Raw genomic sequence first — 26,548 nt, 5'->3', positions numbered from 1 at the left:
TTGTGTTAACATGATGAATATTCTCTTGATGACGGAGGGGTCCTAGTTGAATATTTTGTCACTAGCTCGTAAGTGGTTCGGTCGACTTCGCTTTAAAAGCAAGGTTATAACGGTATTTCTTCCGCTAATTATTATTTCTCTGCTTATTCTTGGACTATTGTCAAACCAACTTTTCAGCCGTTCTTTGATAGATCGAACCACCAGCAATGTGGTCGATGAGTCTCAGCTCATCTTGTCTAGGACCGATTATATATTCAGGAGTGTGGAAACGGCGGCCAATATTATGGTCACGAATATTAACCGGATGTATGATTCATACGGTGCCAAACCTAATACTGCCATGGAGCCTATTCAGTTTGGAAACTTGATGCAGAGCCGCTTATCCATTGATTTGTCAATCTTTCGTGAGGTGGATGCCGCTGTATTCATTGATAACGAAGGGACGATTTTCGCCTCTTATACCGAAAGCGGGGATGATCGCAAGATCTATAGCATGCTTAAGCAGGTAAGGGAATCTGAAAGTTATGGACAGGCCCTCTGGTTTGATATGGAGAAGAGGGATTTCCTAACACCAGATCGGAGCTCTCCCGTTTTGACGCTGGGGAAGATGGTCATTAATATAGACACCGGCGAACCCTATGGAACGCTTTTTCTGTTAGTGAAGGAAGAAGGTTTGTCTGATTACTTTCGTTCCAGCGATCCAGATGCACCCAAATCTTATTATTTTTTAGATAACGAAATGCGCGTGGCTGTGGCAGAAGACAATGAGATGTTGATGAATCTGGTGAATCCACAGCTGGGTGAGGCCATCCAACGTTGTGCACCTAATGCATCCCATGGAACGTGCTCATTCGAGTATGAGGGCAATCTGGTAACGGTCACGGATTATAACCGGATGGATTGGAAGTTGGTCAATATTGTTTCTCTTAGCCTGCTTACGGCTGATGTCCGGCAAAATGTTAGACTGTCGCTCTTAATCGGCGTGTTATGCCTTATTTTTTCCTGGCTGGGCGCTAGCTTTCTATCTAAAATGGTCGTTAGCCCTCTCGAACAACTAACTAGGGCCATGCGGACTGTTGTAACCGGTGACTTGCAATCGGTTACAACAGTCCGCACAGAGGATGAGATCGGTACCATTGCTGAAGCGTTTAATTTTATGATAAGACGAGTTCGGGAGCTGCTGGATGAGGTAAGGCAGGAACAGAACCGTAAGCGTGAATATGAACTTGCACTAATAAGTGCCCAAATTAAACCGCATTTTCTGTACAACACTTTGGATACCATTTATGCACTCAATGAGTTAGATCGTAATGAGGAGGCTAGAGATACTACAAAAGCGCTGGCAGATTTTTATCGAATGGTGCTGAACAAGGGACGGGAATTAATCACTTTAGAAAAGGAAGCTCAGATTACTGATGATTACCTGACGATTCTGCAAATCCGTTATCCCGATGTGTTTCGCTATGAAGTGGATATCCCTCCAGAGCTTGCAGGTACACCGATCCCGAAGCTCTCGCTTCAGCCGCTTGTCGAAAATTCGATTTATCATGGTCTTAAGAAGAAAGAAACAAAAGGTTTTATCCGTATTTTTGCCTTTAAACAGGGAGATAAGGTGGTCGTTCGAGTGCAGGACAACGGTGTGGGGATGGATGAATTCCAAGTTCAGACTATCATGTCCAGACATTTACCGAAAGAAGGAATACGATCAATCGGTACCTACAGTGTTCAGCAACGACTGAGCCTCTATTTTGGCGAAGAGTATGGGATATCCGTGCAAAGTGTGCTCACGGAGGGAACAACTGTTGACCTGTTGCTGCCGATGCTGCCAAAGGGGAGTGAACACCAAGATGTATAAAGTGATGATTGTCGATGATGAACCGCTGTTCCGAGACTTTCTGCGTATTAAGATAGATTGGGAAAGTCATGGCTTTCGGGTTTGCTGCGAAGCAAGGAACGGCCAGGAAGCACTTCAGGAAGCCGAGCGGCATCAGCCGCATCTCGCTCTCGTAGATATCAATATGCCTTTTATTGACGGAATTGAATTAGCCGAGAGGTTGAAAGTCAAGTTCGAACGCATCGTTATTGTATTCATATCCGGACATAACGAATTTGAATACCTACAGAAGGCGGTTCGAACCGGAGTACAGGATTATTTGTTGAAGCCGTTCAATGCAGAAGAAATGCTCTCGATGTTGGAACGTATTAAGCCGAAACTACCAGTGTTTCCACAAGAGAGCGAAAGTACCGAGTGGGGTAAGCATGGTAGCGAAGCGTTGCACGGCAGAGCAGGTATGCCTGATTTGGGCCATCTGCGTGATGCGGTCGTCCTAGACCTCCGAATGAAAGACAGTGAAACGTTAGAGGAGGTCCGTAAGGCAATCCGGCAGCTTAGTATATACAAGTGGGGGGATGAATACGCAGATGCGATGCTTATGGGAATCGTATCTCTAGCGCTTTCCTTTGCAAGTGAACGCGGCATTCCTTATGATCGGCTATGGGATGAAGGAGGGAACAAATCTCCTTACGACCGGCTGCGGGAGTTGGATTCCTGGGAGGCTGCTGAAGGTTGGATGCTCGCCCTATACCGCAAGCTGATCCAGCTGATGGAGAATATGCGTCCTACGAAGGCTTCCAATTTGTTTGCGGCGGCGATCAATTATATCGAGGAACATTATGCAGACACAGAGTTGTCTGCTGAGCAGGTTTCGTGCGGAGTTTTCGTCGATGCCAGCTATCTCCGCCGCGTTTTTCGCAAGGAGTCTGGCTTCTCCATAGTGGATCATATTACACACATCCGGATGAAGAAGGCCAAGGAGCTTTTGCTGTATGGAAATCGGAAGCTGTCAGAAATCGCTGAAAGTGTTGGATACAGTGACCCCAATTATTTTGGCAAATGCTTCAAGAAACGCTTTGGCATGACACCGACTGAATATGAGCAACTCAAAAAAAGGTAGCGCCTTTCCTAAGAGGCAGGACAAATCGATTTAAGCCTGGTGGTTTTCCTATATATGGAGAACCGCTGCTCTATTTGTCCCGTTTTTTACTGATTAAGCCCGTTTTATTCCTTAATCAAAAAAAGAAGCGGCAGTATACTGTAGTCATGCAAATGAAAGCGTAATCATAAAACACACTGCATGAGGGGGATTAAACACATGAAAAAAACTTACAGAAGTTGGAGTGCAGCTTTGCTAGTGCTCACCATGTCTATTGGATTGGTCGCTTGTGGCGAAGATAACTCGACCTCTTCCAAGAGCGAGGCAGGGGACGGTACGATCAAATTGAAGGTGTATGCGCAGCATTTTGATGACGATACCATAAAGCCGTTCGATTATGCGGTGGAAGAGCTCAAAAAGAAGATGCCAAACGTAGAGATTGAACTGGATCCTGCCGTGCAGGATGGAGGCCAGAAGCTGAAAACCTATGCGGCAACGGGCAACATGCCGGACATCTATTTAGCGGATTGGTCTGTTCTGCAAACTTTCGCAAAGTCGAAAAATGTTGAGGTGCTGGACAACTATGACACAACGGCCGAATTCAAGAAGAATCTTAACCCGGGTGTTGAATCGCGTTTGGTAGCTCCAGACAATCATGTATATGCTTATCCCGAAACCGGTATAGAATTCCAAATGATCTATTATAACAAGTCAATTTTTGAGAAGGTCGGAATCAAAACACCGCTTAAGACGATTGACCAGATGGCCGATGCAGGGAAAAAGTTGAAAGCCGCAGGTTATGTGCCTATGTCAATCTTCGCCAAGGAAAAATGGATAACGACCGCTTTTTATAATGGACTGGTTACAAGGGAGCAGCCGCATGGATTCGGAGCACTTGATCAGAAAGGTGTAAAAGCATTGCCGGAGGCATTCGTAACAGCAGCTCAGCAGATGAAGCAATTGCAGAGAGCCGGATTGTTCGATGCCAACGCCACGAATACCAATTATGATCAGGCATCGTCCTTATTTTATCAAGGGAAGGCTGCTATGTTCGTGAACGGACAATGGGAAATTTACAGTTCACAAGAAAAGCTGGGCGACCAGGTTGACTGGATGTACTGGCCTGCAAAGGATGAAGCAACCTACGAGAATTCCAAATATTTCATAGACGGCTCGGGTTCACCACAAGGTTACGCAGTATCACCGAGTAGCAAGAACAAGGAAACAGCAGTAAAGGTAGCGGCCTTCCTTGCCACAAAGTCAGCCGAGTACAGATACACCCAACTTGGAAGTCCAATTGTTTCGCAGAAAGTGGATAAGCCAATGGCCTCTAATGTCCCAGCAATGATGCAGCGAGTCGTCAAAGAGTTGCTGCCAAACGCGCAGGAATATGCTCAACTTCTGAGCAATACAAAAATTCAGAACACCATTAATGACAATACTCAAAATTTAATGGTAGACAATTTCTCTGAACAGGATTTTGTGAACAATCTGAATAGTACATTGGAAAAAGAAAACTGAGAATTCAGGGATTCGGCACCCTTGGCGGATAAGTCGCTGGGGGATACTGTTCCAAAGATAAGGGGTGGAAGCAAGACATGAATAAATATTTGGGGAACAAATCGGCGCTCGCACTGTTTCTCCTCCCTGCTTTGATACTGTATAGCGTGATACTGATATATCCCGTTCTGCAAACTGTTCTTCGCAGCTTTTATGATTGGGACGGCCTGAGTACGCTGACCTTTTCGGGACTGAGTAATTATCGGGAACTGTTCTCCGATCCTCTACTTGCTACTTCGCTTAAGAACGGATTAATCTTTGCCATTGTGCTGGCGGTCTTTCAGATCGGACTGGGAACACTATTAGCGCTAATCTGTGCGGACCCGCGCACACGCGGGCGAAAAATACTGAAAACGTCTTATTTTATCCCAGTTGTCTTATCGGTAACCGTGGTGTGCCAGCTGTGGATCGCAATCTATGACCCAACTAACGGATTGATCAACCGGCTGTTTGATCTCTTGAACATCCCTTATCAGCAAAATTGGCTAAGCTCCCCGACAGCATCGATTATTGCCATCGCCTTCGTTAATGCCTGGCAGTTTATGGGGTATCAATTCGCGCTGCTATATGCAGGAGTTAAGTCAGTACCCGAAGACTACTTTGAAGCCGCCACGATTGACGGCTGCAGCAAATGGAGAGCGCACTGGCATGTCACACTTCCTCTGATGAGGGAAACTTACAAATTCTGCTTTATTATTGCGATTACCTCTGGAATTGGGGCCTTTGTGCAGATGCTGATTATGACAAATGGTGGCCCCGGCACTACAAACTATACAATGACATTCATGATTTACCGCTATGCTTTCATGGAAAGCAACTATGGGTATGCATGTGCTGTATCCGTGCTGCTTGTACTAATCTCACTATTGGCAACTGTAGTCATCAATAAGCTGTTCGACCGCGGACAAACCGCCTGATAAGGCGTGTATCGAAAAGGAGAACGAAATGAGTAAAACCGCTTTGAGCAAGTTCAGACAAGCTGTTCTGCAGATACCGCTGTGGTTGTATTTTATTGTTTCGGTCTACCCGTTGTTCTGGATGGTTTCCTACTCGTTCAAGAACAACGATGAGATCTTTGTCTCTAATCCATTTGGACTGCCGACGCATTTTCGTTACGAGAATTACATTAATGCCTGGACGCAGTTTAATATTCCCCGTTACTTTCTGAACAGTCTAGTCGTATCAACGATTTCGACTCTGTTCATCCTTTTACTGGCTCTGATGTTTGCCTTCGCAGTGGCTCGTATGAGATGGAGGTTTCGTTCTGCCGTTCGGACTTATATGATCATAGGAATGTTTATGCCACTGCAGGTTATCATGATACCGCTGGCGATTCTGGTTCGCGATTTTCATCTTACCAATACGTATGGAGCTCTTATTCTTCCTTATATCGCAATTGGCCTTCCTTTCTCGTCCATGATTTTTTACGGATTTCTTATAGGAATTCCTAAGGAGATTGAAGAGGCGGCATGCATGGATGGAGCTAATATTTATAGACTGTTCCTGAAAATCATTGTGCCACTTGCATTGCCCGCAATTGCGACGGTGGCCATTTTTCAATTCTTGAACAACTGGAATGAGTTCACTTTGGCCTATATTTTAATTTCTGATGAAAATATGAAGACATTGCCACTCGGCTTGCTTTTCTTCCAAGGCTCTTACAGCACAGATTGGGGAGCCATGGGGGCTGTTATGACTATGGCTTCCTTACCGATGGTACTCGTCTACCTGTTCTTGAGTGAACAAGTGGAGCGGGCGATGACGGTAGGTTCGGCTGTAAAAGGATAGAAAGGATAAACTGCTCGGGGTTGAGAATCAGAAAAAGATTCTCAACCCCGGGCAGTTTTGTTATGTACATACGTTAGTTCAATCCGACGATGGTCTGTAGGTAATCAGAAACCTTACAGCAAAGAAATGTTTTTGTAAGATTCAACTGTTGTTCGTTATGTAGAAACTAATTATGCTGGTAAATAGCAAGGCAAGGAAAGAAGTGAGCAGAATTGAAAGATCCAAAGCAAAGTTTCAATCAAATATTAAAAAATCGTAAAAAAACCATTATAACAGTAATAGTTGTTGTTACTATAATTATATTGTTAATCACTCTGGTATTTGGCACCATGCATATTATCCGGGGTTCTATATACACCACCACGAAAACCTCCTAAATCTACAACCAAAGGGGATTAGATTGTTGTTATTGCTTGAATGGTCAAATAAAGGCATTATAGAGAAATCAGTTGTTAAAAATTCAAGCACTAAGAAGGTAGAAAACACAATGCAAAAGATATTAATAGTAGAGGATGACCCTCAAATTAGCTCCTTGCTCCAATCCTATCTTGAAAAGTATGGTTATCAAGGAGTTATTGTTTCAAATTTTGATCAAGTTTTAGTTGCCTTTCAAGAGGTGAAGCCTGATTTGGTACTACTTGATGTGAATCTTCCTCGTTTCGATGGATTTTATTGGTGTAGACAAATACGGACTCAATCTACATGTCCCATCCTTTTTGTGTCTGCACGCGATGATAAAATGGATCAGGTCATTGCTTTGCAAAATGGAGCAGATGATTACATTACGAAACCATTTTATCCCGAAGTACTGTTAGCCAAAGTAGAAAGTAATCTGCGACGTGCCTATGGTTCTTATGCCGTTGCTCCAAAATCCCGTTCCTTAAAAGTGTCAGGTTTGACGCTATATCCCGATATTATGGAACTTGTGTTCCATGACAAGCAGGTCGAAATTAGCCAGAAAGAAGCAGCACTGCTAGAGCTATTAATGACGTATCCTAAACAGGTTGTGGGTAGAGTTCATCTCTTAGAGGCTTTATGGGATGATCACCAATATGTGGGGGAGAACACATTGAATGTTTATGTCACTCGTGTCCGTAAAAAGCTGAGCGAGCTGGGACTGGGGGATATCATAGAGACGGTTAGAGGGGCTGGCTATCGGCTTCACTTGACTGAGGAGGATGAACGGTGAAGCTTTTTTGGCGTGACCATTTTTCGCTGGTGATTTTTAATATCATCCAACTTTTTCTTGTGTTAAGTATCTATTGGTTGGATGGTTACCGTAACTGGTCGACGGCCCTGTATTCCGTCTTTTTTGGGGCTTCCATATTGCTGGTTTATTTGCTCTTCCGATATGTCCTGTACTCTGGTTTATATCGAATATTATCCACTGCAAACCTAAGAGATTTAGATGAGCTTATTCAGATGAAGGTACTTAATCCGTTAGCCTCTTCTTTGCAACATTTGCTTTTACAATATTACCGATTGTATCAGTCTCGAATTCATCAGTTAGAGCATCAGCAGCGTGATCATATTACATTTATCAATCAGTGGGTTCACCAGATGAAAACTCCTCTTGCTGTTATTCATTTAATCCTCAAAGGAAAAATAGATCCTGAATCTGATCAGATTTACGATGAAATTGATCGAATGGGAAAAGGACTAGACATGATTTTATATATGTCACGGTTGGAATCCTTTGAACCTGATTTTCATGTGGAGCCTGTTGTATTACGAAAACTGGTTAGTGATGTGATCTATGATAACAAAAGACTATTGATTCGTAACGAAATTTATCCTTCCAATGAAGTGGACGAGCAGTTGTGTGTGATAACCGATGCCAAGTGGCTAAGATTCATAATTAACCAATTGGTGACCAATGCGGTGAAGTATTCTTCAGGTCATGCCCACAGTCTAAAACTGATGTCTCACGTAAGAGATCATGTCATTGTGTTGGAAGTACAGGATGAGGGGATTGGTATCCCTAAAAAAGACGTAGAACGGGTATATGAGGCTTATTACACAGGTGAAAATGGGCGGAAGTATCGTGAATCAACCGGGATGGGTCTCTATTTGGTGTCTGAAATCTGCAAAAGACTGAATCATAACATTCAGTTAAAATCGACGGTTGGTGAAGGGACGACGGTTCAAATTCTGTTTCCAATTCGCAAATGAGAAACCTTACAACAGATTTAAGGTTTTTGTAATGTTAATCGATCGCTTCACTTGTCTGGATGGATTATGATCATGACATAGGAAAAAGAAAGGAATGAATTATGGAGATTGTACGAATGGATCAAGTCACCAAAATATACTATGGCAAGGTTCCCTACCGAGCCCTTAACAACATCCATTTAACGATCAAACAAGGCGAGTTTGTTGGCATTATGGGGCCGTCTGGTAGTGGGAAGACTACATTATTAAACATGATTTCAACCATTGATATGCCGACTTCTGGCGAGGTTTGCATTAAAGGGGAAAATCCACATCAGCTCAAGAAGGATAAGCTGGCTTTATTTCGTCGCAAAGAGCTGGGATTTGTATTTCAGGACTATAATTTGCTGGAAACTCTCACTTTGGGAGAGAACATATTGTTTCCTCTGATGCTGAATAAAAAAGGATTAAAGGAAATGGAGCACAAACTGGAAGAGGTAGCGAAGAAACTGGATATTATTGATATTTTGGATAAACGACCTTATGAGGTGTCAGGAGGACAAAAGCAAAGAGCAGCTGTAGGCAGGGCTATTATTCACTCTCCTTCACTCTTGCTCGCAGATGAACCCACTGGAAATCTCGACTCCATGTCTTCACGTGTTGTGATGGAAATGCTGGGGCTTATCAGTCGTGTGGATCATTCCACAATCGTGCTGGTAACACACGGAGCCGTGGAAGCCAGTTATTGCGATCGGGTTATTTTTATAAAAGATGGTGAGTTATATAATGAAATCCATCGTAGTCATAGTCAGCAATTATTTTTTCAAGAAATTATAGATATACTCTCCTTTTTGGGGGGAAGTAGACATGCGCATGAGCTTTCGTCTGTTAGCATGGAATAATCTCAAGCACAATGTGCGTGCTTATGTACCTTACTATGTAAGCAGCTCATTGATGATTTCGATTTTTTTCGTATATGCGATATTTATTTTTCACCCGGATGTCTCAGATGCAATCACAGCAGCTAATGTAAAAAAGGGATTACAAGTTGCTGATCTGTTGATTTTTGTGTTTTCCTTTTTCTTCGTATTATACACAAACCATATTTTTGTTGCTGCACGGAAAAAAGAATTTGGTATACTGACCATTTTAGGGACACATCACAGGCAGATTTATTTTTTGGTCGCATATGAAAATCTAATTATAGGCTTTTTATCCTTAATTACCGGGATTATCGGAGGATTTGTTTCAGCGAAATTCTTTCTACTTTTGGGCTCCAATGTCATAAGAATGTATTTAACGTTTTATTTTCCTTGGAAAGCACTGGCTTTCACCGTGGTGGGCTTTATGTTTTTGTTTATATTGATCTCATTTGTGTCTGTTTTCTTCATACGCTATTTTAAATTGCAGCAGCCTTTTAGCAAGGTTTCACAGCTGAAAAAGGATTTAAAAGCTTCATGGAGCCTGTCCTTTCTTGCCATAGTATTAATAGGAGCGGCTGTATATTTGATGAGGATTGATTTTCCACCCTACATTTATCTGGCACCGTATCGTTTGGGGACTCTTTCTTTTTATATATTACACTATTCAGTTGGAGACACATTTAAATATACAATTGTAATGGGATTTATTGGTATTTACTTATTTTACACTCAATTATGTGTACTATTCATTCAATTGCTTAGAGCTAACAGGAAATGGTCTTGGAGCGGAATACGCTTATTATGGTTATCTGAGATCACATACAAAATCAGGAATAATGCCGGGCTGTTTTCATTAATTACCCTAATTTCTATCATTTCTTGTGTAGGAGCAGCGTCAACGTTTGACTCCATGCAGCAGCAAAAAAGATTTCTTAAGGAGCAATCCTATTCATTTGCACTTACTTCTGATGTTGTAAGTTCTATAGAGCTTGAAAAAGGGATTGACCAAAATCTTCATACGGCTGGGGTAGATTATTCGAAAGGAGAAGTGTTGATCTTTCCCTTTCATGAACAGCTCGCGCCAGTGATGAAACAATCCAATTATGAGGCTCTTGCTTCCAGGTTTAAGGAGCTAAAACAGGCAGTAGCGCTTCGGGATCATCAAGGCTTTTTCATTTTTGATTCAAACGGGATGTCTTTAGAAGAACAGAAAACCTTTTTTGAAAAAAAGCTAACTTACAATCAAGGAAAATCTCAGATTATGAATATTCAGATTATGGATACTCAGAAGTTGGACCATAACTTAAAGTCTGATGAAAACATCATCTCTGAACTAGGACGGTTACTTGTTGTTCCAGATCGAACTTACGACCATTTAATTGAACAACGGTATTTCAATGATCCATTGGCATACAAATCTGTTTACTACTTTGTGCCAAAATGGAAGAATGGTCAACTTTCTTTAGATACTTCAGAAACTCAACAGGAGATATGGTTGTATTCCGTGTTGGCCCACAAGGTGAATAAAGGGGTGCTTAACTCTAGAGCAGTGGATTATTTGACATCGGAGATGGATCTGAATATTAGCGAATTTATTGGCGGATTTATCGCCATTATTATGTTGGCAAGCACTGTAAGTCTATTGTATTTCAGATTGTATGTAGATCTTCAACGGGATGAGGAAATATACCGAGCTTTATCGAAAATCGGACTAAACTCAAGAGAAATGAGACGAGCTGCATCCAGACAAATTGCTTTCTTATTTCTTCTGCCATTAGTCGTATCATCCATAGGAATAGTGCTTTGTTTAGTTATGTCAGAACCATCTGGAGTATATGTAGTACCCTTTCGCATTACGCTTATTCAGATTATGCTGTGCTTTTGGGCAATCCAATTCTTTTCCTTTCTTATTGTACGGTTCCTGTACCTTCGTCAATTGGATTTGAAGATGTTATAAGGAACGATAAGCTGTGTGTAAAAAAGTTGCAGAAGGGGAGGAGCGGTTCCTCCTTTCTGGAATCTCCACGGATTATAGACGATGCAGCTCTCAATCACGATTTCCTTGATGGGGAGTCATACAAAGAAATTGTAGTGTAGAGGAAGAATTGAAATTCATATAACAACGTATTTATTAGACTTAATAAACTTAGAAAGAGGGGGATATCTATGAAAAAAAGTGTGGTTATTTTATTGTTGTTGGCCTTATCAACCAGTTCTTTTTCAGGGTCCTTTGTTCAAGCAGAGGGGCAGCAATTGGCTTCCAATGCAAGTGTGAAACTAACATTGAGTCAAGCCCAGCTATGGGCACGGTCTAATAGCTTTAGTTTGAAAGAAGCCCAGCAAACGATAGAGCGTAACCGGATTAACCTAAAAAATGCAGGTAAGAATCTGGATTTCATTCCAGCAGGTGCAGGCAACGGTGAAGAAGACGCGGCTAGTAGCTCAGCTTGGAAGGGGTATGCTTCATCGACGGTTTCTTATTTGGAATCCAAGAAGCAAATCGAACTTGCTCAAGATCAGACAGACTACACCACAATGAAGGACTATTACGACGTACTTTTGGCTGACAACAAAGTGAAGAGTAGTGAGGATGCACTTTCGCTTGCCTTATTGGAGGAAAAAGCTGCTGAGGCGAAAGCGAACCGTGGAAAAATATCTCCAGGTGAACAAAGCACCATTATTCAGACTCGTTTAGAAGCAGAAAAGAATGTAGAGATTGCAAAATCTGCGCTGCAAAAAGCGTTAGAGGTGCTAAACACCCAAATGGGGCAACCGCAAGGTACGGTATATGAACTGGTTGATCGACCCGCTTATCGGAAAATGGATAACACGAATTTGGATACGCTTGTGACGCGTGCAATCTCGTCGAGTCCTTCGGTATGGAGACAGGAGGAGGCTGTCAAGCTAGCAAAAATGGAAATTAAATATTACACATGGAACTCGGGAACGGACGATTATGAAATTAAACAGATTGATGTAGACTCAGCGGAAGGTGGACTCAAAAATACCAAGGATCAATTGGCAGAATCACTAAAGAGTATCTACTTTAACTTACAGCAAAATGATGAACAATACGAACAAATGCAAAGTAATTTACAGAACGCTATTAAAGTGTTGGACATATCTCGTAAAAAAAGGGAACGTGGATTTGCCACAGGTGCGGAGGTCGCCACGAATCAGTTAAAAGCAAAGCAAATTGAACGGAATAAAGATGAACTCATTATTCAAATGACAATGCTGCAACATGCTTTAAACAAACCATGGAGCGTATAGGTTTAAAAAAAATACATTTTAAGGGGATATAACATTGCCGGAAACAGAAAAGAAAGATGCATTGCAAGTGTTAAGAAGGAAAAAAAGATTGAAAGGGATCATAGGTATTCTTGTCTTGATTATTATAGCGGGAATTGGCAGTACTGTTTATATGAATAGAAGTCAGGAAAAGCCCGTGGAGGGTCCTGCGAACCAGATCGTACAGGTACAGAAAACAAACATGACCGAATCGCTTAAAGTAACTGGAACCGTTCAGGCTTCTAAGGAAGTCAATATCAATTTTACAAATGTTGAGGGTGCCAAGCTCATTGCCGTCAATGTTAAAGCAGGAGATAGTGTCAAAGCGGGTCAGGTGTTGGCTCGTTTGGATGATTCGGATTCCAAGTTACAAATTAAAAATGCTGAATCCAATGTAGCGATTGCCCGAGCCAAGGTGGAGGAAGCCAAGCGCGGACCAAAGTCTAGTGATATTGAGCTCCAGAAGGCAAATGTCCTAAAGGCGCAGATGGCGATTAAAACAGCCAAGGATTCCATGGAGCTGGAAGAAGTCGCTGCACAAAAAGTGGCGGCCAAGATGATTTTGGATAAAGCCCAGAAGGATTATGATGACCAGAATTATCTAGTCCAGAATGATGCAGCTGCAGAAAGTGACCTGGCGACGGCCAAGCAAAACCTCGATAAGGCAAAATTGGATATGAATAATGTCGAACTTCAATACAAGAAGGCAAAGAATCGACAAGTTCAGGCGATTGAGGATGCGGAAATGGGCTATAAAACAGCTTTAATACAATTAAAGGCAGCACAGTCCCCGCCTGATGCTTCCAATATTCAATCCGCACAGGCTTCTTTACAACAGGCTGAAACGGAATTGGAACAGAAGAAAAGTGTTCTGAACAAATTACAGGTTACGGCACCGTGGGATGGAATTATTTTGAAGGTTAATGGCGATGTTGGTACCAGTCCTACAGCACCTTTCATTGTTATGAACAACTCCAATACAGGCGTTATGAAGGTTAGTGCCAAGGTTAACGAAAGTGACATTGCTAAAATGAGGACTGGGCTCCAGGCTACGTTACACACGAATTCATTCCCTGACAAAGAATTTAAAGGCGAAGTCCTCTTTGTTTCTCCAGAGCCGGTTACGGATTCCAATGTGACTACATACAAAATTGAATTGTCTTTGGATAGTCAAAAGATAAGACTACAACCAGGGATGAACATGGATGTATCACTCCTCTTGGCTGAACATAAAGATGCGTTGTCTGTTCCATTGTTCGCATTGAGATCCGAAGGTGGAGTGGATGGAGTATATGTAGCGAGGAACCCGGCTAACCCTGCAGATTATGAATTCAGACCAGTGAAGCTGGGGGTCTATACAGCGGATCAGGCCGAAATCAAGTCTGGTGTCAAGGAAGGCGAAACCATTGTTATTCCGCCCCAGGGTGGTAGTGCTGGTCCGAATGGCAGTCAAGAGGGTCAGGACCCTGATGGAGGTCAGGCACAATGAACGAAGTTCGTTTGAATAAAAGCGTTATTGAAATTAAAGAACTTAAAAAATTATATGAGGTGGGCGGTCAGGAGATTCAGGCTCTGCGTGGTGTTGATTTATCTATTAGCGAAGGTGAGTTTGTTGCCATAATGGGCCCCTCTGGTTCGGGTAAGTCCACTATGATGAATGTCATTGGTTGCCTCGATCATCCTGATACGGGGAAGTATTATTTGGATGGGTATTCCATTTTGGATGCTCGTGAGAACGAGCTTTCCGAGATTCGAAATCAGAAACTGGGTTTTGTGTTTCAGAAATTTTATCTACTTCCCCGAACTACAGCATTAGCTAATGTAGAGCTACCTATGATGTATGCAGGTATACCTGCCAAGGAACGCCGGGAACGAGCTGTGGAGGCGCTTCGAAGTGTAGGGCTTGCAGAACGGATGTACAACAAGCCTAATGAGCTATCTGGTGGTCAGCAGCAACGTGTCTCCATTGCGCGTGCGTTGGTGAATAATCCTGTTATTCTGCTGGCGGATGAGCCAACGGGGGCACTAGATACAAAGACGAGTGTCGAGATTATGGAGCTGTTTCAAGGTTTGAATGAACAGGGGAAAACCATTGTCTTAGTTACTCATGAGCTGGAAATTGCCGAATATGCCAAGCGCCTGATCAGCTTTCGTGATGGGAATATTGAGCGGGATGAGAGCATTATGAATAGAAGAATTTCATCAAGGATGGCAAGCCTATGAATTTAATGGAAACGATCCGTGTATCAATTAACAGTTTAACAACCAATAAGCTACGCTCCTTTTTAACAATACTCGGTATTATTATCGGCGTGGCAGCGGTTATTGCCATTATGGCGATTGGAAACGGCTCTACAACCCGCATAAAGGCGGAAATTAATAAATTAGGGAATAACGTATTGATGGTTGCGCCAGCTATGACAATGGTCGATGGTGAAATAGATTATGACAACACTCCATCGTTTACTTGGGCTGATGTCGAGGCGTTGGAACAAAAGAATTCCATAGATGCATTGATGCCAAATATAACGAGCAATTCAAAAGCTACGTGGGGGCGATATAACTATAACGCCACTATTGTAGGGACTTCCGCTTCATTCTATAAAGTCAAAAAGTTTTCCTTTGCCGAGGGCAGAACATTTACCAACGATGAGATGGATAAACGCATGAATGTCGCCATTCTTGAAAGTCAGGCGGTTCAACGTCTTTTTGGTGGAGATACCCAAAATGTATTGGGACGAACGTTTCAAATTAAACAGATCCCTTTCAAGGTAATTGGAGTATTAAATACTCAGCCAGTAACGAAATTAAGCTACAGCACTAATGAACAAATTTACATCCCTGCTACAACTATAATGAACCGTCTGGGTGAGAAGAACATTACAGGATTGGACGTATCCGCCAAGTCACCAGCTTTGATGGATCAGGCTCGTTCAGACATATTGGAAAGCTTGCGTTTAACGCACCAGCTAAAACCCTCGGAACCGGATCAATTTCAAATTATTAGTCTGTCAGAAGCAGCAGGTGCTGCTTCAGGTGTAGATAATATCATGACCAGCTTGCTAGGAGGTGTAGCCGCGATATCGCTCGTGGTAGGGGGAATCGGAATTATGAATATTATGATGGTGTCGGTTATAGAGCGTACAAGAGAAATCGGTATTCGAAAAGCTATTGGCGCCAAGCCGAGAGATATTATGATTCAATTCCTATCTGAAGCGGTCATCTTTGGTCTATTAGGAGGTACAATCGGGGTTGTAACAGGCATAGGGGCATCCAAAATACTTGAAGCAACTGCACATATGACCATTGAATTTACGATCTCGCCTATTATATATTCGTTTCTTAGCTCTGCAGGCACAGGCATCCTATTTGGAGTATACCCGGCTTATAAAGCAGCAAGTTTGAAGCCTATAGATGCATTGAGATACGAATAATAAGCAGGGATATGAATTTAAGACAATAAAGTGACTTGCCGATTCCAAACAAAACAGAAGGGACAAGCAATAATATGGATATTAAAGGTGTGGAGGATCTATATTTATCTTGCAAATCAGATCTCTTGGGATATCTATTGAGGATATTGCATAACAAACAGGATGCCGAAGATTTGTTGCATGAGTGCTTTATTCGGTTTATAAGAGCTTCACCTGACTTGCCTCAAGATCGTATTCGATTTTATCTTCTGAGAATTGCCAAAAATTTAGCTATAGATTTAATAAGAAAACGAAAAAAGATGGATGAATACAACTTACGTAAGGAGCTGCTCTACTATCACTGGGATACCGTCGATTTTGAAATTCAGGAGGAGGTCAATCGAATTCTTTTGATGGCAAGTAATACCGAGCAAAGGACGGTACTTGAATTGCGTGTAGTCCGAGGATACTCCATAAAAGAAACGGCTAGAATCTTAAACAAGAGTGAAAATTCGGTAAAGTCTTCGCTGCACAGAGCTTCAAAACGCATTAAATTAAGATATATTTCCTGAACTGATTTGGATGAAAAGCGGAGTAGACATAGAGTCTGCTCTTTTTTACTTGATACAGAGATATAACAATAAGATCGATATTTTCCACCATAATAGATAATAAATATCCCCTTTTTTTGGATTGTTTCTATTTATAATGAAAGCGCACCCATAACAATCAAAGGAGCTGATTTGTTTTGACACGTAACAAACGCTTAAGAAGATTGTCCACCGCCATGTTAACGGTGCCTATGCTCACGATGTTCGCTTCAGGTGCAATGGCAGAGCAGGAATTGAACAGACATAAGCCTCCGGTTTCTACTGGAAGCAGCGTATTTTATGAAATTTATATCAATTCTTTTTATGATTCGAATGGAGACGGACACGGTGATTTGAAAGGAATCACACAAAAACTTGATTACTTAAACGATGGCAAACTCCATTCGGGTAAGGATTTGCAGGTCAGCGGCCTCTGGCTTATGCCCCTAAATCCATCTCCAAGCTACCATAAATATGATGTAACTGATTACTATCAGGTGGACCCGCAGTATGGGAGTCTAAATGATTTCCGCACCTTGATGAAAGAAGCGGACCGAAAGGGCGTCAAGGTGATCATGGACCTTGTTATCAATCATTCGAGCAGCGAGCACCCATGGTTTAAGGAGGCCAGTGCCAACCCACAGAGCAAATACCACAACTATTACGTATGGGCGGATGAGAACACAGATCTGGAAGAAAAGGGATCGTGGGGTCAGCAGGTATGGCATAAGAATCCGAACGGCGAAGGATATTTCTACGGTACATTCTGGTCGGGCATGCCGGATCTGAACTTTGACAATCCCGAAGTCCGCAAAGAAATGATCAAAGTAGGCAAGTATTGGCTGCAGCAGGGTGCAGACGGGTTCCGGCTTGACGCGGCGATGCATATTTTTAGAGGACAGACGAAGGATGGTGCGGATAAGAACATCGCCTGGTGGAATGAATTCCGTTCCGAGATGGAGAAGGTGAATCCAAATGTATATCTGGCAGGAGAGGTATGGGACAAACCGGAGACCATAGCTCCTTATTTCGGACCACTCCACTCCCTATTTAATTTTGACCTGGGTGGAACGATTTTGAACTCCGTGAAAAACGGCCGAGATCAGGGTATCGCGACATTCGCCGAGAAAACGCTGCAACTGTACAAATCGTATAATAAGGCAGCACTCGATGCTCCGTTCTTGAGCAACCATGACCAGACCCGTGTCATGAGCGAACTGGGCGGGGATGTGCGAAAAGCCAAGCTGGCCGCTTCCATTCTTTTGACGCTTCCGGGTCAGCCTTTCCTGTATTACGGGGAAGAAATCGGCATGAAGGGAGAGAAGCCTGATGAGTATCTTCGTGAGCCTATGCGCTGGTACAAGGGAGATGGCCCTGGTCAAACGACGTGGGAGAAACCCAAATACAACACAGGCAAGGTATCGGTGGAAGCGCAGCTGAGGGACGATGATTCCTTACTGGAAAGCTATCGCACACTCATCCGTCTGAGGGAAGAACATGAAGCTTTACGTAGCGACAGTCTGCAACCTATACAAGCAGGTTCTGCCAGCGTGACCGCGTTTAAACGTACTTCAGGCAAAGACACAATGTATGTATATCATAACCTGTCTGGAGAGTCGGTTACCTTGCAGATAAAAGATTTCGATAAGGGTAAATGGAAAGTGATCTTTTCCACCTCAAAGGATGTAAAGGTGAAGAAAGGAACAGTTACAATTCCGGCTTACAGTTCTCTAATTACCGAAGAAGACAGAAAGAGCTGAATATAGGGCAAAATTACCGTTCAGATGAAGCAGGATATATATCGATGAATCCAATTTGGGGTGTTAACAGCACCCCATTTTTCTATATAAGTTTTGCTGCACACGAATAGAGGATTTAAAACCGTCAGGAGATCAGTTATATGTCAAAAAGACAGTTTTACGACAGTTGTGTGTTGAACCGGGAAATTACTCGTTTCAACTAGACCACTTGGATGCAAAGCACGCCCCTTAGAGTACACACAGGGAAGGATAAATGACATTCTCCCGTGTATATTCCAAGGGGCATTATTTAATACCCTCAATCATAGTAAAGATCGGACGATTCCATATAATTATAAAGGGGGTATACCTTCCGGTACCTTTCAGCTCTTGCTCTTAGCAAGCAACTGCTCATCGAACGGTAGATTCTCTTTGATCGCCCACAGGTCGTCATAGCTGAGAATCCAGCGATCGGCTCTGGACAGATCCTGCCGGCCGGAGCCGGGGTTGTGAAAGCCGATGCAGTACATTCCTGCACTTTTGGCTGCCTGGACCCCGTTCTGTGAATCCTCAATAACGATGCAATGGGCCGGTGCAATGCCTAGCTGCTCGGCGGCATATAAGAAGATGTCCGGTGCAGGCTTACCCTGCAATACCTCTTCACCGGTGATTCGAATGTCGAAGTAACGGCCAAGTCCTGTCTTTTCCATAATGAGATCAATCAGCGCCCGTGGAGAGGAAGAGGCCACCGCGACCGGAATCCCTTTCTCTTTCAGCCAGTCCAGCCACCGCTCCAGTCCGTCAATCGCCACAAGGCCCTCGCGCGCAATCATCGTCTGCATCACATTTTTTCGGTGATAGGACAGGGCCTCTTCCACCGTATTGGTGAGCTGATGCCTGTTCAGCACTTGACGCCACATGGATTCGAGTGTCACTCCGACATAGGTGTGATGCTCTTCTTCCGTCATGGGCGCACCGAAATGGGCAAAGGAGCTGCGTTCGACCTCAAAGTAAATCGGTTCGCTGTCTACTAACACCCCGTCCATGTCGAAAATGACCGCTTTGACCGGAACGGACGCTGATAGGTCTCCTGTGCATTCATTATTGGTCGGTGTAACATGATGGATGCTCGTCATGTCCATTCTCTCCCTTGTTAGTAGCTAAATTTAGTTGCCGGAGCCATTAGATTGCAGTACAATCTTGATCGCCTGAGACGAAGGCTGAAGTGTCCGCTCGCTGATATTGCATCCAAGCGTCTTAAAGGCTTCATGGTAGTCATCAAGCGGATACGAGTGGGTTATGATTTTTTTGGCGGGAATGATTTGTTGCTCAATCAGGTAATGCGCCGTGGAGAACGTGCCCAGAGAATCAATCGAGCCGATGATTTTAAGGCTACGGTCAACTACCTCTTTCGGATTAAACGAACTTACCCCATCTCTCAGCCCCACCAGCATCAAATACCCGCCGCTCGCAAGCTGGCTTAGTACCTCAGTGCCGACCACTCCTGTGGTATCCACAATCATGTCCACCTGATTTTTTAACGGAGCCAGCTCATGAATGGCCGACTCCAGTGTGGCGTGCGCGGACCACCGTTCGGGAGCAATAGAATCCGCTATAGCGAGCCGTTCCTCCGAGATGTCAACAAGGCAACCAGTTATGCCTTTCGAAGCAAGAGCATAACTGTACAGAATCCCGATCGGACCTGCGCCTAAAATAACGGTTGTGAAGTTCGGCAGCAGGTGAATCTGGTTGATTCCGGTCAGCATACAGCTCAGCGGTTCGGTCAGCGTCGCTTCTTCGTAGCTGATATGGTCCTTCAGCTTGTACAAAAAACGGTCCTCAGTCACATAATAATCGGTGAACGTACCGTCGGCGCTAACTCCGGTCTCGGTTACGGATTTGTGTGTGCAATGATTCTGTCTTCCTGTCCGGCACATTTCGCATTGGCCGCAGTAGTATGTTGGATCAATCACCACCCGGTCCCCAGGCTGCAGTGAACTGACGGCTGATCCTACAGCGATCACATCCCCCGCTGATTCGTGGCCCAAGATAGTGGACGGAACGGCATGATATTTGCCACTAATGATACCTAGGTCCGTACCGCATACGCCTGTCGCCCGAATTCGGACGAGTACATCGTTATCTTTTTTTATCTCCGGGATAGGTCTTTCCTCAAGTGCGACATCCCAAGCCGATTTGTATACCAGTGCAAGCATAAATAATTCCTCCTTTTGCCTGTTAGGCAGATCGTTAGTGAAGGGTGGTCAGAACAGTGTCAAGCCGCTTGGCAATTTCGACAATCTCATCTTCCGTAGCCGTGAGGGAAGGTCTCACTTTGACCACATTGCCGTAACCGTAACGGGAGCCTCTGAGAATCAGCTGCTGTTCGGCAAAAGCGCGGTCGATAATCGCATTGCTCTTAACTGCGTCTGGGGCATTATCCTCGTCGACAATTTCCAGTCCCCACATCAATCCGACGCCGCGAGCCTCACCAATGATACAATCGTGCTTGTTGGCCATCTCCGTCAGCAGGGTTTCGAGCAGGCTTCCTTTGGACCGAACGGCTTCCAGAAAACCGGGTTCAGATACAACCTCTAGCGTGGCTTTAGCTGCCGTAACCGAGATTAGATTACTACCTGAGGTGAAGGAGTGCTCGTGCTTCTCGAGGACATTAAGACGAGACTGCATCAATACTGCTGCTACCGGTACACCAATGCCGCCGAGACCCTTGGCGAGAGTAATGATATCTGGCTGGATATCAAACAGTTCACTTGCAAACATATAGCCTGTCCGCCCAATCCCGGTTTGCACCTCATCAGCGATTAGGATCAGCCCGTACTCGTTGCACAGCTGACGGAGACGCTTAAAATATCCTGCAGGTGGGATGATATTGCCTCCGTTGCCCAGGATGGGTTCAATAATCATACAGGCCACAGAACCTGAGCTTGCATACTCAATAGCATCCGATATGGCTTCGACGCATTGATAGCCACACTTGTCAGGCGAAGAATTAAACGGGCAGCGATAGCAGTAGGGAGCAGGTACATGAAGGGAATTTGCTGCAGCCGAGTTGGGAAACTTCCTCCGCCGGAAGGCGTTGCCGGATATGCCTGTTGCGAATTGGGTCTGCCCATGATGGGATAGATACAGGCTGATTATATCGAGCGCTCCCGTATATTTCTGGGCTAGCTTCACAGCGCATTCGTTCGCTGTAGAGCCGGTAATATCTCTCATCCATCCCGCGTCAATGCCGTTCGGCGTATACTGGATCAAATGATCCAGGACTTCCTCGACATAGGGCTCGGTAAAGGATGAGGACATGTGGGCAAGATTGGCGACTTGTTCCTGTACTTTGGTGACGACATGAGGGTGATTGTAACCGAGTGAGAGATTGAAGGTGCCAGATACGCCATCTAAATATTCCTTACCTGAATCGTCAATCAGAGTAATGCCTTTTCCGTATCTGAAGCGTTCTTTGGTTAAGGTATGCACGATGTTCCCCTCCATATCAGAATATACATTCTCATTAAGTACATCCTTAAAAAATGTACTGCCCTGCTACTACATAAAGCGGTGGGCCTCACCTCCCCCAAGAATAAAGAATCTCATCCTTCCTTGCCCTGATGGACAAGGGAGTCAACTACCCGTCTGCTCCTGCTATTCCACAGATACGAGAAAATGACTGCCAGCAGCAAAATTAGGCTGAAAGCCGCCAAAATCCAAAGGGTAGCCGTCACCGACCATTCGCTCATGCTCCAGCCTGTTACATATTGAAGCACTGCTCCGCCAATTCCGCCTGACGCAATTAGAATGCTGGTCGTTCTCTCGGTCATTCCCGGAATCAGCACGTTCGCATAGACGAGGGCAATACAGAAGAGACCGGACATGAATAACCCTGCACCAAAAATCAGAAGGTATGTAGCCCACTGACTGGAGACAAACGCCATTGCGACCAGAAAGCAGAAAGTTCCGATTCCGCTCCACAGCAGGAAAGGAATATATCCTGTGGACTCTGCAATTTTCCCTGAGAACATGCGGCCGATGATCATCGCAATCCATAGTATACTAACACCCAACGAAGCTACGGATTCCCGAATCTGCAGGGTCTCGATCAGAATAGAGGGCAGGAAGTTCATGAGCCCCAGTTCAAGCCCCATGTAAACAAAGAAGAATACAATGAATATTCCCAGTAACACACGGTGCTGTACAGAGTACCGGGCTTGTTCGACCGATCGCTCAGAGGTTTGGAGATCTGCTTGGATAAGGTGGGAAGAGGAGGAAGTAGGCATGGTAATCCAGAACAGCCCCAGAATAAACGTCAGAAGGGAGATGGTGTAGAAGGTCAAATACCACACTCCAAGCCAGATATACAGGCTTACCACTGCGGGAATGAGCAGTGCGCCAAGTGCAAAATAGACATCCAGCTTGGACATGGCTACGGCTTTCTGCTCTTCGGTGAACTCAATCGTGAACGCTCCGATGGACGACTCAATGATGCCTGAGCCGAAGCCAACCCATATGGTCATCACGATAACCCAGGTCCATGAGGGAAGTACCCCCAAGATGGCATATCCTGCTACGATACTAACCAGGGCAATGGACAGCATAGACTTGCGACCGATGTGTAGAGCCATGAAGGGGGAGAACAGAACACCGACAAGAAATCCGAAAAACTGAAGGAACAACAATAATCCGCCATCGCTGTACCCCAGTCCATAGTAAGGCAGTAGGACCGGCAGTAATGCTCCAAGCACCACACTAGTAATGCCGATTAACAGATAGAAAGCACAACTTAAAGCGAATAGTCTCTTCAAGGTCCGTCCCTCCATAAGTCTATATTTTTTATATGGATTCTGTTGCTTTACTAGATTATACCTTTTTCTTGGAAATGTACACATGTATTTATATAAAAAATGTAAAAATGATCGCTCGACAATTTTACACGTATTTACTTAATCCAGTTAAGGTGAAACCTGTTTATCCGGAGAAACCGCATGGGGAAGGGAGAAATAAGATCAGCCCAAATTGTTTTCGGGCGCCAAACCGCTCATAATTAAGGCATAACTTTGTGTTTGCAAAATTAGGTTAGTAAGGATACCTAACAGTTGTTTTACTTAATACAACTATGATTGATAGGGTAGGAAAAAGAATGTTAACCGCTTACAATTTAAAAGGGAGAGGGAATTTATTCGAAAGTCGAGAAGGAGAAAAATGAAGAAGAGAAGAAGGAATGCAGTGCAGCATAATTATCAATAGTCATGTGTACGGCTTTTTTGAACTTTACAACAAAAGGAGTCTACCAAAATGAATTTTTATTTAGAAATCCCGGAGCTTGACCGACATTTTCCTTTCCGGAGTTTTATTAATAAAGGCGACGTGCTTTGCTATCCTCATTGGCATAAAGAAATTGAAATTATTTATGTGACCCAGGGAACCTTGGATCTGGGAATTAACGATATTTCGATACGCATGAAACAAGGTGAAGTTCAGTTTATAAATGGGGGTGATGTTCATTATTTCTTGGCTTCTCCCGACAGCGAACGGGTGGTTATTCAATTTGATCTGAGCTTTTTTCAAGAGGTTTCCACATTAAGTGATCAGAAACGCCCTCTTAGATATATATTTACGGAGATGGAGCAATCAAGCTGGAACTGGCCAGAAGAAACAGCAGCTAAAATGCTTCCTCTGATTCAAAGCATTTATGATGAGAACGTCAACCACCACGAAGGTCATGCCTATATGATCAAAGCGAAGTTATTTGAGATGTTGACTCTTATTATGCGTGAAGTGCCGAGAAGCATGACGCCAAGGCTTCCTGACATCTCTGAAAGACCCTTAACACAATCAAAGGACACCCTTTATAAACTGGAACGTATTTTTGAATATGTGGAATGCCATTATCATGAAACCATTTCGCTGAAGAATGTCGCTGATTATATGGGGTTCAGTCCCTATTATTTCGCCAGGCTATTTAAGAAGAATACGGGGATGACCTTTGTAGCATTTTTGAATGATTACAGACTGAATAAGGCAAAATGGATTTTGTTGAATGAAAACAATCCGATCACTGAGGTCGCAGAGGCAGCAGGGTTCAGTAGTGTAAAGACGTTTCATCATCTCTTTAAAGAAGCAACAGGAACATCACCATTGAAATACCGCAGGACAATATTCGGGAATAAAACAGCAAGAAATGAGGAGGAAAGCTTTTCATGAGATTTGTATGATAGAGCTATCCGATGAAGTGAAGGGAGAGTTACGAGGACATTAAAATTTATTGATCTATGAGCAACCACTTGATATGCGGTGGGCTTAAATCAGGAGTGGAGGAAGATGAAAATGGGCAATCGTATATACAATGTAGTCATTATCGGTTATGGAGGCATGGGAAGCTACCATGTTCAATTGATCGAATCTAATCAGCAACTTGCCGTTGGCGGTGTATATGATATTGTCGATTACCGAATGGAACTGGCTGCGGCTGCCGGCTATAAAACCTATGCCAGCCTGGATGCCGTCCTTGCCGATCAGGCAGTGGATATTGTTTTGATAGCAACACCTAATGATGTTCATAAGGAAATCGCGATCCAGGCACTGCAAGCCGGAAAACATGTCATTTGTGAAAAGCCGGTTACGATAACGAGCGCGGATTTATTGGACATTGTTGAGGTGGCGAAGAAAGAAAATCGTGTGTTTACAGTACATCAGAACCGTAGATGGGATGAAGACTTCCGAATTATCAAAGATATAATTGGCAATAAGACCGTGGGTGATCTTTTCCACTTGGAATCGCGAGTTCAGGGGGCTAATGGCATCCCAGGTGACTGGCGGCAACTAAAGGCGTATGGAGGAGGAATGCTACTGGATTGGGGAGTACATCTGTTGGACCAGCTGCTTCAGATTACGGACAGCAAAATAGAAAGCGTAGCTGCTACCCTTAGCTATATTTTGGGGACTGAAGTGGATGACGGCTTTACCAGCTTTATTGAGTTCAAGGACGGTCTGACCGCAGTCATTGAAGTGGGTACAACCAATTACGTAAAGCTGCCGCGCTGGTATATTAAAGGAACTGAAGGAACTTCAATGATTAGAGATTGGGATTTGAGTGGAGAGATCGTCACCCGAAATCCAGATGTCGCTCACGTGGAACCCAAGCCGATTCAAGCAGGTCAAGGATTGACGAAAACGATGGCGCCGCCGTCTGAGGAATCCACCCTTAGGTTCCCGATTGAGAAAATACCTGCTGCTGCAGAAAGCTTTTATGAGAATTTTGTCTCTACCATCGAAGGAAAAGCGGAGATTGCGATCAAAAATGAAGAAGTACACCGTGTATTGGTGCTGATTGAGACGATTTTTGAGGCGGCAGCAACCAAAAGCGTGATTCGAAGAACTATTTAAATCCGCTCTATTTTTCGATCTATCATAAGAGAGAGATATAGGATCCTGGAGAGAACCAAACAGTATTGATCTAATGAAATTTTGGGATGCATTTGAGTAATCAGTAAACCTTTGAAATGGTGAGCAAAATAATTTTGCCCACCATAAAACCAAGCGGGTATCGCTCCACAACCGAATTCTATTGCTTGATCATTTTTAAGTTGCTGAGATTTCGAATAGGTTTAATTTACACGTAAAGAGAAAAGAAGTTTTTACATAAAATCCGCTATTTCCTCTTATAAATCAACATATTCCACTCTGAATTCTTCCATAAAAACATAAAATAATCCATGAGAGTGATAGAATAATCATTTGTACGAGAAAAGAGGAAGGGAGAGATCATTTAATGTAGTGTGCGACCAGAAGAATATAGATGAAGGGACTAGAGAATGAGGAGTTATAAACGAAGGTCCTGGAAACGCTAATTTTTACTCATGATCACGGGGATACTTGTATTAACATCTGTAATGTTGTAACGCCGATCAATGCTGATCAATGCAAAAAACGTTGATGCGGCCCCTTCGAACAACCGAGGTGGTGCGAATCATGTTTCAAGCGGCAATGCATCCCACAGTGATCCAATGAGAGTCGCCAGGTGCAACCTACCAGGATTTGATTAATGCTGCACACGACAAAGATATTAAAATCATACAGGATGTTGTGTATAACTACTCTAGCTGCTGGGGTGCAAAAGGTATATTGTACTTGATCTCCCGGATAATCCTG

Annotated in this window: 21 protein-coding genes; 17 read left to right on the top strand and 4 right to left on the bottom strand. The window is 43.7% G+C overall.

The window, feature by feature from the left end; translation table 11 throughout:
- Positions 1–46 precede the first annotated feature (46 nt).
- The 15 genes from WA407_RS22920 (at position 47) to WA407_RS22850 (ending at position 18,409) form a co-directional block, all read left to right on the top strand.
- Positions 47–1,855, top strand: a complete 1,809-nt coding sequence (locus WA407_RS22920) for a sensor histidine kinase (RefSeq protein WP_235306352.1) — start codon at positions 47–49, stop codon at positions 1,853–1,855.
- A complete protein-coding gene (locus tag WA407_RS22915; protein ID WP_336078452.1) occupies positions 1,848–2,954 on the top strand; it encodes a response regulator transcription factor in 1,107 nt (368 codons plus the stop codon). Before WA407_RS22920 ends, WA407_RS22915 begins: the two co-directional genes overlap by 8 nt.
- A 198-nt stretch (positions 2,955–3,152) precedes the next feature.
- Positions 3,153–4,454 carry an ABC transporter substrate-binding protein gene (locus tag WA407_RS22910; protein WP_250261379.1) on the top strand — a complete coding sequence of 434 codons (1,302 nt, stop codon included), beginning with the start codon at positions 3,153–3,155 and terminating at the stop codon, positions 4,452–4,454.
- A gap of 77 nt (positions 4,455–4,531) precedes the next feature.
- Positions 4,532–5,410, top strand: a complete 879-nt coding sequence (locus WA407_RS22905) for a carbohydrate ABC transporter permease (protein WP_061830977.1) — start codon at positions 4,532–4,534, stop codon at positions 5,408–5,410.
- Positions 5,411–5,438: 28 nt separating this feature from the next.
- The gene (locus WA407_RS22900; RefSeq protein ID WP_254329830.1) at positions 5,439–6,281 is read left to right on the top strand and encodes a carbohydrate ABC transporter permease; all 843 of its coding nucleotides are present in this window, start codon (positions 5,439–5,441) and stop codon (positions 6,279–6,281) included.
- 487 nt (positions 6,282–6,768) lie between these two features.
- Positions 6,769–7,470 carry a response regulator transcription factor gene (locus WA407_RS22895; RefSeq protein ID WP_254329831.1) on the top strand — a complete coding sequence of 234 codons (702 nt, stop codon included), beginning with the start codon at positions 6,769–6,771 and terminating at the stop codon, positions 7,468–7,470.
- The gene (locus WA407_RS22890) at positions 7,467–8,453 is read left to right on the top strand and encodes a sensor histidine kinase (protein WP_336078451.1); all 987 of its coding nucleotides are present in this window, start codon (positions 7,467–7,469) and stop codon (positions 8,451–8,453) included. The genes WA407_RS22895 and WA407_RS22890 overlap by 4 nt, the downstream gene beginning before the upstream one ends.
- A gap of 101 nt (positions 8,454–8,554) precedes the next feature.
- A complete protein-coding gene (locus WA407_RS22885) occupies positions 8,555–9,334 on the top strand; it encodes an ABC transporter ATP-binding protein (RefSeq protein ID WP_254329833.1) in 780 nt (259 codons plus the stop codon).
- A complete protein-coding gene (locus WA407_RS22880) occupies positions 9,300–11,312 on the top strand; it encodes an ABC transporter permease (RefSeq protein WP_336078450.1) in 2,013 nt (670 codons plus the stop codon). The genes WA407_RS22885 and WA407_RS22880 overlap by 35 nt, the downstream gene beginning before the upstream one ends.
- Before the next feature lie 209 nt (positions 11,313–11,521).
- Positions 11,522–12,628 carry a TolC family protein gene (locus WA407_RS22875; RefSeq protein WP_336078449.1) on the top strand — a complete coding sequence of 369 codons (1,107 nt, stop codon included), beginning with the start codon at positions 11,522–11,524 and terminating at the stop codon, positions 12,626–12,628.
- Positions 12,629–12,662: 34 nt separating this feature from the next.
- A complete protein-coding gene (locus WA407_RS22870; RefSeq protein WP_336078448.1) occupies positions 12,663–14,135 on the top strand; it encodes an efflux RND transporter periplasmic adaptor subunit in 1,473 nt (490 codons plus the stop codon).
- Positions 14,132–14,869 carry an ABC transporter ATP-binding protein gene (locus tag WA407_RS22865; protein ID WP_336078447.1) on the top strand — a complete coding sequence of 246 codons (738 nt, stop codon included), beginning with the start codon at positions 14,132–14,134 and terminating at the stop codon, positions 14,867–14,869. Before WA407_RS22870 ends, WA407_RS22865 begins: the two co-directional genes overlap by 4 nt.
- Positions 14,866–16,080 carry an ABC transporter permease gene (locus WA407_RS22860; protein WP_336078446.1) on the top strand — a complete coding sequence of 405 codons (1,215 nt, stop codon included), beginning with the start codon at positions 14,866–14,868 and terminating at the stop codon, positions 16,078–16,080. Before WA407_RS22865 ends, WA407_RS22860 begins: the two co-directional genes overlap by 4 nt.
- 74 nt (positions 16,081–16,154) lie before the next feature.
- Positions 16,155–16,631, top strand: coding sequence for an RNA polymerase sigma factor (locus tag WA407_RS22855; RefSeq protein ID WP_336078458.1), 477 nt, complete (start codon positions 16,155–16,157; stop codon positions 16,629–16,631).
- A gap of 176 nt (positions 16,632–16,807) precedes the next feature.
- Positions 16,808–18,409 (top strand): alpha-amylase family glycosyl hydrolase, encoded by a 1,602-nt coding sequence (locus tag WA407_RS22850; RefSeq protein WP_336078445.1) that lies wholly within the window; start codon positions 16,808–16,810, stop codon positions 18,407–18,409.
- A 362-nt stretch (positions 18,410–18,771) separates the two neighbouring features.
- On the opposite strand, the gene WA407_RS22845 is transcribed toward WA407_RS22850, so the two are convergent.
- From WA407_RS22845 to WA407_RS22830, 4 genes are all read right to left on the bottom strand, one after another.
- Positions 18,772–19,524: an HAD family hydrolase gene (locus WA407_RS22845; RefSeq protein ID WP_254329839.1), complete on the bottom strand. Its 753-nt coding sequence runs from the start codon at positions 19,522–19,524 to the stop codon at positions 18,772–18,774.
- 30 nt (positions 19,525–19,554) lie between these two features.
- Entirely contained in the window at positions 19,555–20,604 is a 1,050-nt protein-coding gene (gutB1, locus tag WA407_RS22840; protein ID WP_254329840.1) for a 2-amino-2-deoxy-D-mannitol dehydrogenase GutB1, read from the bottom strand.
- Between the two features lie 34 nt (positions 20,605–20,638).
- On the bottom strand, positions 20,639–21,880 hold the full coding sequence (locus tag WA407_RS22835; RefSeq protein WP_254329841.1) for an aspartate aminotransferase family protein: 1,242 nt from the start codon (positions 21,878–21,880) through the stop codon (positions 20,639–20,641).
- Positions 21,881–21,993: 113 nt separating this feature from the next.
- Positions 21,994–23,202: an MFS transporter gene (locus tag WA407_RS22830; RefSeq protein WP_254329842.1), complete on the bottom strand. Its 1,209-nt coding sequence runs from the start codon at positions 23,200–23,202 to the stop codon at positions 21,994–21,996.
- A 490-nt stretch (positions 23,203–23,692) separates the two neighbouring features.
- Between WA407_RS22830 and WA407_RS22825 the strand changes: the two genes are divergently transcribed.
- Complete coding sequence (locus WA407_RS22825; protein ID WP_061830945.1) at positions 23,693–24,601, top strand: AraC family transcriptional regulator; 909 nt, start codon at positions 23,693–23,695, stop codon at positions 24,599–24,601.
- Positions 24,602–24,718: 117 nt separating this feature from the next.
- Positions 24,719–25,783: a Gfo/Idh/MocA family protein gene (locus tag WA407_RS22820; protein ID WP_336078444.1), complete on the top strand. Its 1,065-nt coding sequence runs from the start codon at positions 24,719–24,721 to the stop codon at positions 25,781–25,783.
- Positions 25,784–26,548 lie beyond the last annotated feature (765 nt).

Origin of the sequence: Paenibacillus sp. 203, assembly GCF_037027525.1 — a bacterium.
Lineage (GTDB): Bacteria > Bacillota > Bacilli > Paenibacillales > Paenibacillaceae > Paenibacillus > Paenibacillus polymyxa_B.
Note: the sequence above shows the minus strand (reverse complement) of the source record. Positions and strands in the feature narration are given on the sequence as shown.

What these genes read in the sequence shown, in the direction of transcription:
- WA407_RS22915 (WP_336078452.1), top strand. Translation starts at nt 1,848, where the DNA reads ATGTATAAAGTGATGATTGTCGATGATGAACCGCTGTTCCGAGACTTT.
- WA407_RS22910 (WP_250261379.1), top strand. Translation starts at nt 3,153, where the DNA reads ATGAAAAAAACTTACAGAAGTTGGAGTGCAGCTTTGCTAGTGCTCACC.
- WA407_RS22905 (WP_061830977.1), top strand. Translation starts at nt 4,532, where the DNA reads ATGAATAAATATTTGGGGAACAAATCGGCGCTCGCACTGTTTCTCCTC.
- WA407_RS22900 (WP_254329830.1), top strand. Translation starts at nt 5,439, where the DNA reads ATGAGTAAAACCGCTTTGAGCAAGTTCAGACAAGCTGTTCTGCAGATA.
- WA407_RS22895 (WP_254329831.1), top strand. Translation starts at nt 6,769, where the DNA reads ATGCAAAAGATATTAATAGTAGAGGATGACCCTCAAATTAGCTCCTTG.
- WA407_RS22885 (WP_254329833.1), top strand. Translation starts at nt 8,555, where the DNA reads ATGGAGATTGTACGAATGGATCAAGTCACCAAAATATACTATGGCAAG.
- WA407_RS22880 (WP_336078450.1), top strand. Translation starts at nt 9,300, where the DNA reads ATGCGCATGAGCTTTCGTCTGTTAGCATGGAATAATCTCAAGCACAAT.
- WA407_RS22875 (WP_336078449.1), top strand. Translation starts at nt 11,522, where the DNA reads ATGAAAAAAAGTGTGGTTATTTTATTGTTGTTGGCCTTATCAACCAGT.
- WA407_RS22865 (WP_336078447.1), top strand. Translation starts at nt 14,132, where the DNA reads ATGAACGAAGTTCGTTTGAATAAAAGCGTTATTGAAATTAAAGAACTT.
- WA407_RS22860 (WP_336078446.1), top strand. Translation starts at nt 14,866, where the DNA reads ATGAATTTAATGGAAACGATCCGTGTATCAATTAACAGTTTAACAACC.
- WA407_RS22855 (WP_336078458.1), top strand. Translation starts at nt 16,155, where the DNA reads ATGGATATTAAAGGTGTGGAGGATCTATATTTATCTTGCAAATCAGAT.
- WA407_RS22845 (WP_254329839.1), bottom strand. Translation starts at nt 19,524, where the DNA reads ATGACGAGCATCCATCATGTTACACCGACCAATAATGAATGCACAGGA.
- gutB1 (WP_254329840.1), bottom strand. Translation starts at nt 20,604, where the DNA reads ATGCTTGCACTGGTATACAAATCGGCTTGGGATGTCGCACTTGAGGAA.
- WA407_RS22825 (WP_061830945.1), top strand. Translation starts at nt 23,693, where the DNA reads ATGAATTTTTATTTAGAAATCCCGGAGCTTGACCGACATTTTCCTTTC.
- WA407_RS22820 (WP_336078444.1), top strand. Translation starts at nt 24,719, where the DNA reads ATGAAAATGGGCAATCGTATATACAATGTAGTCATTATCGGTTATGGA.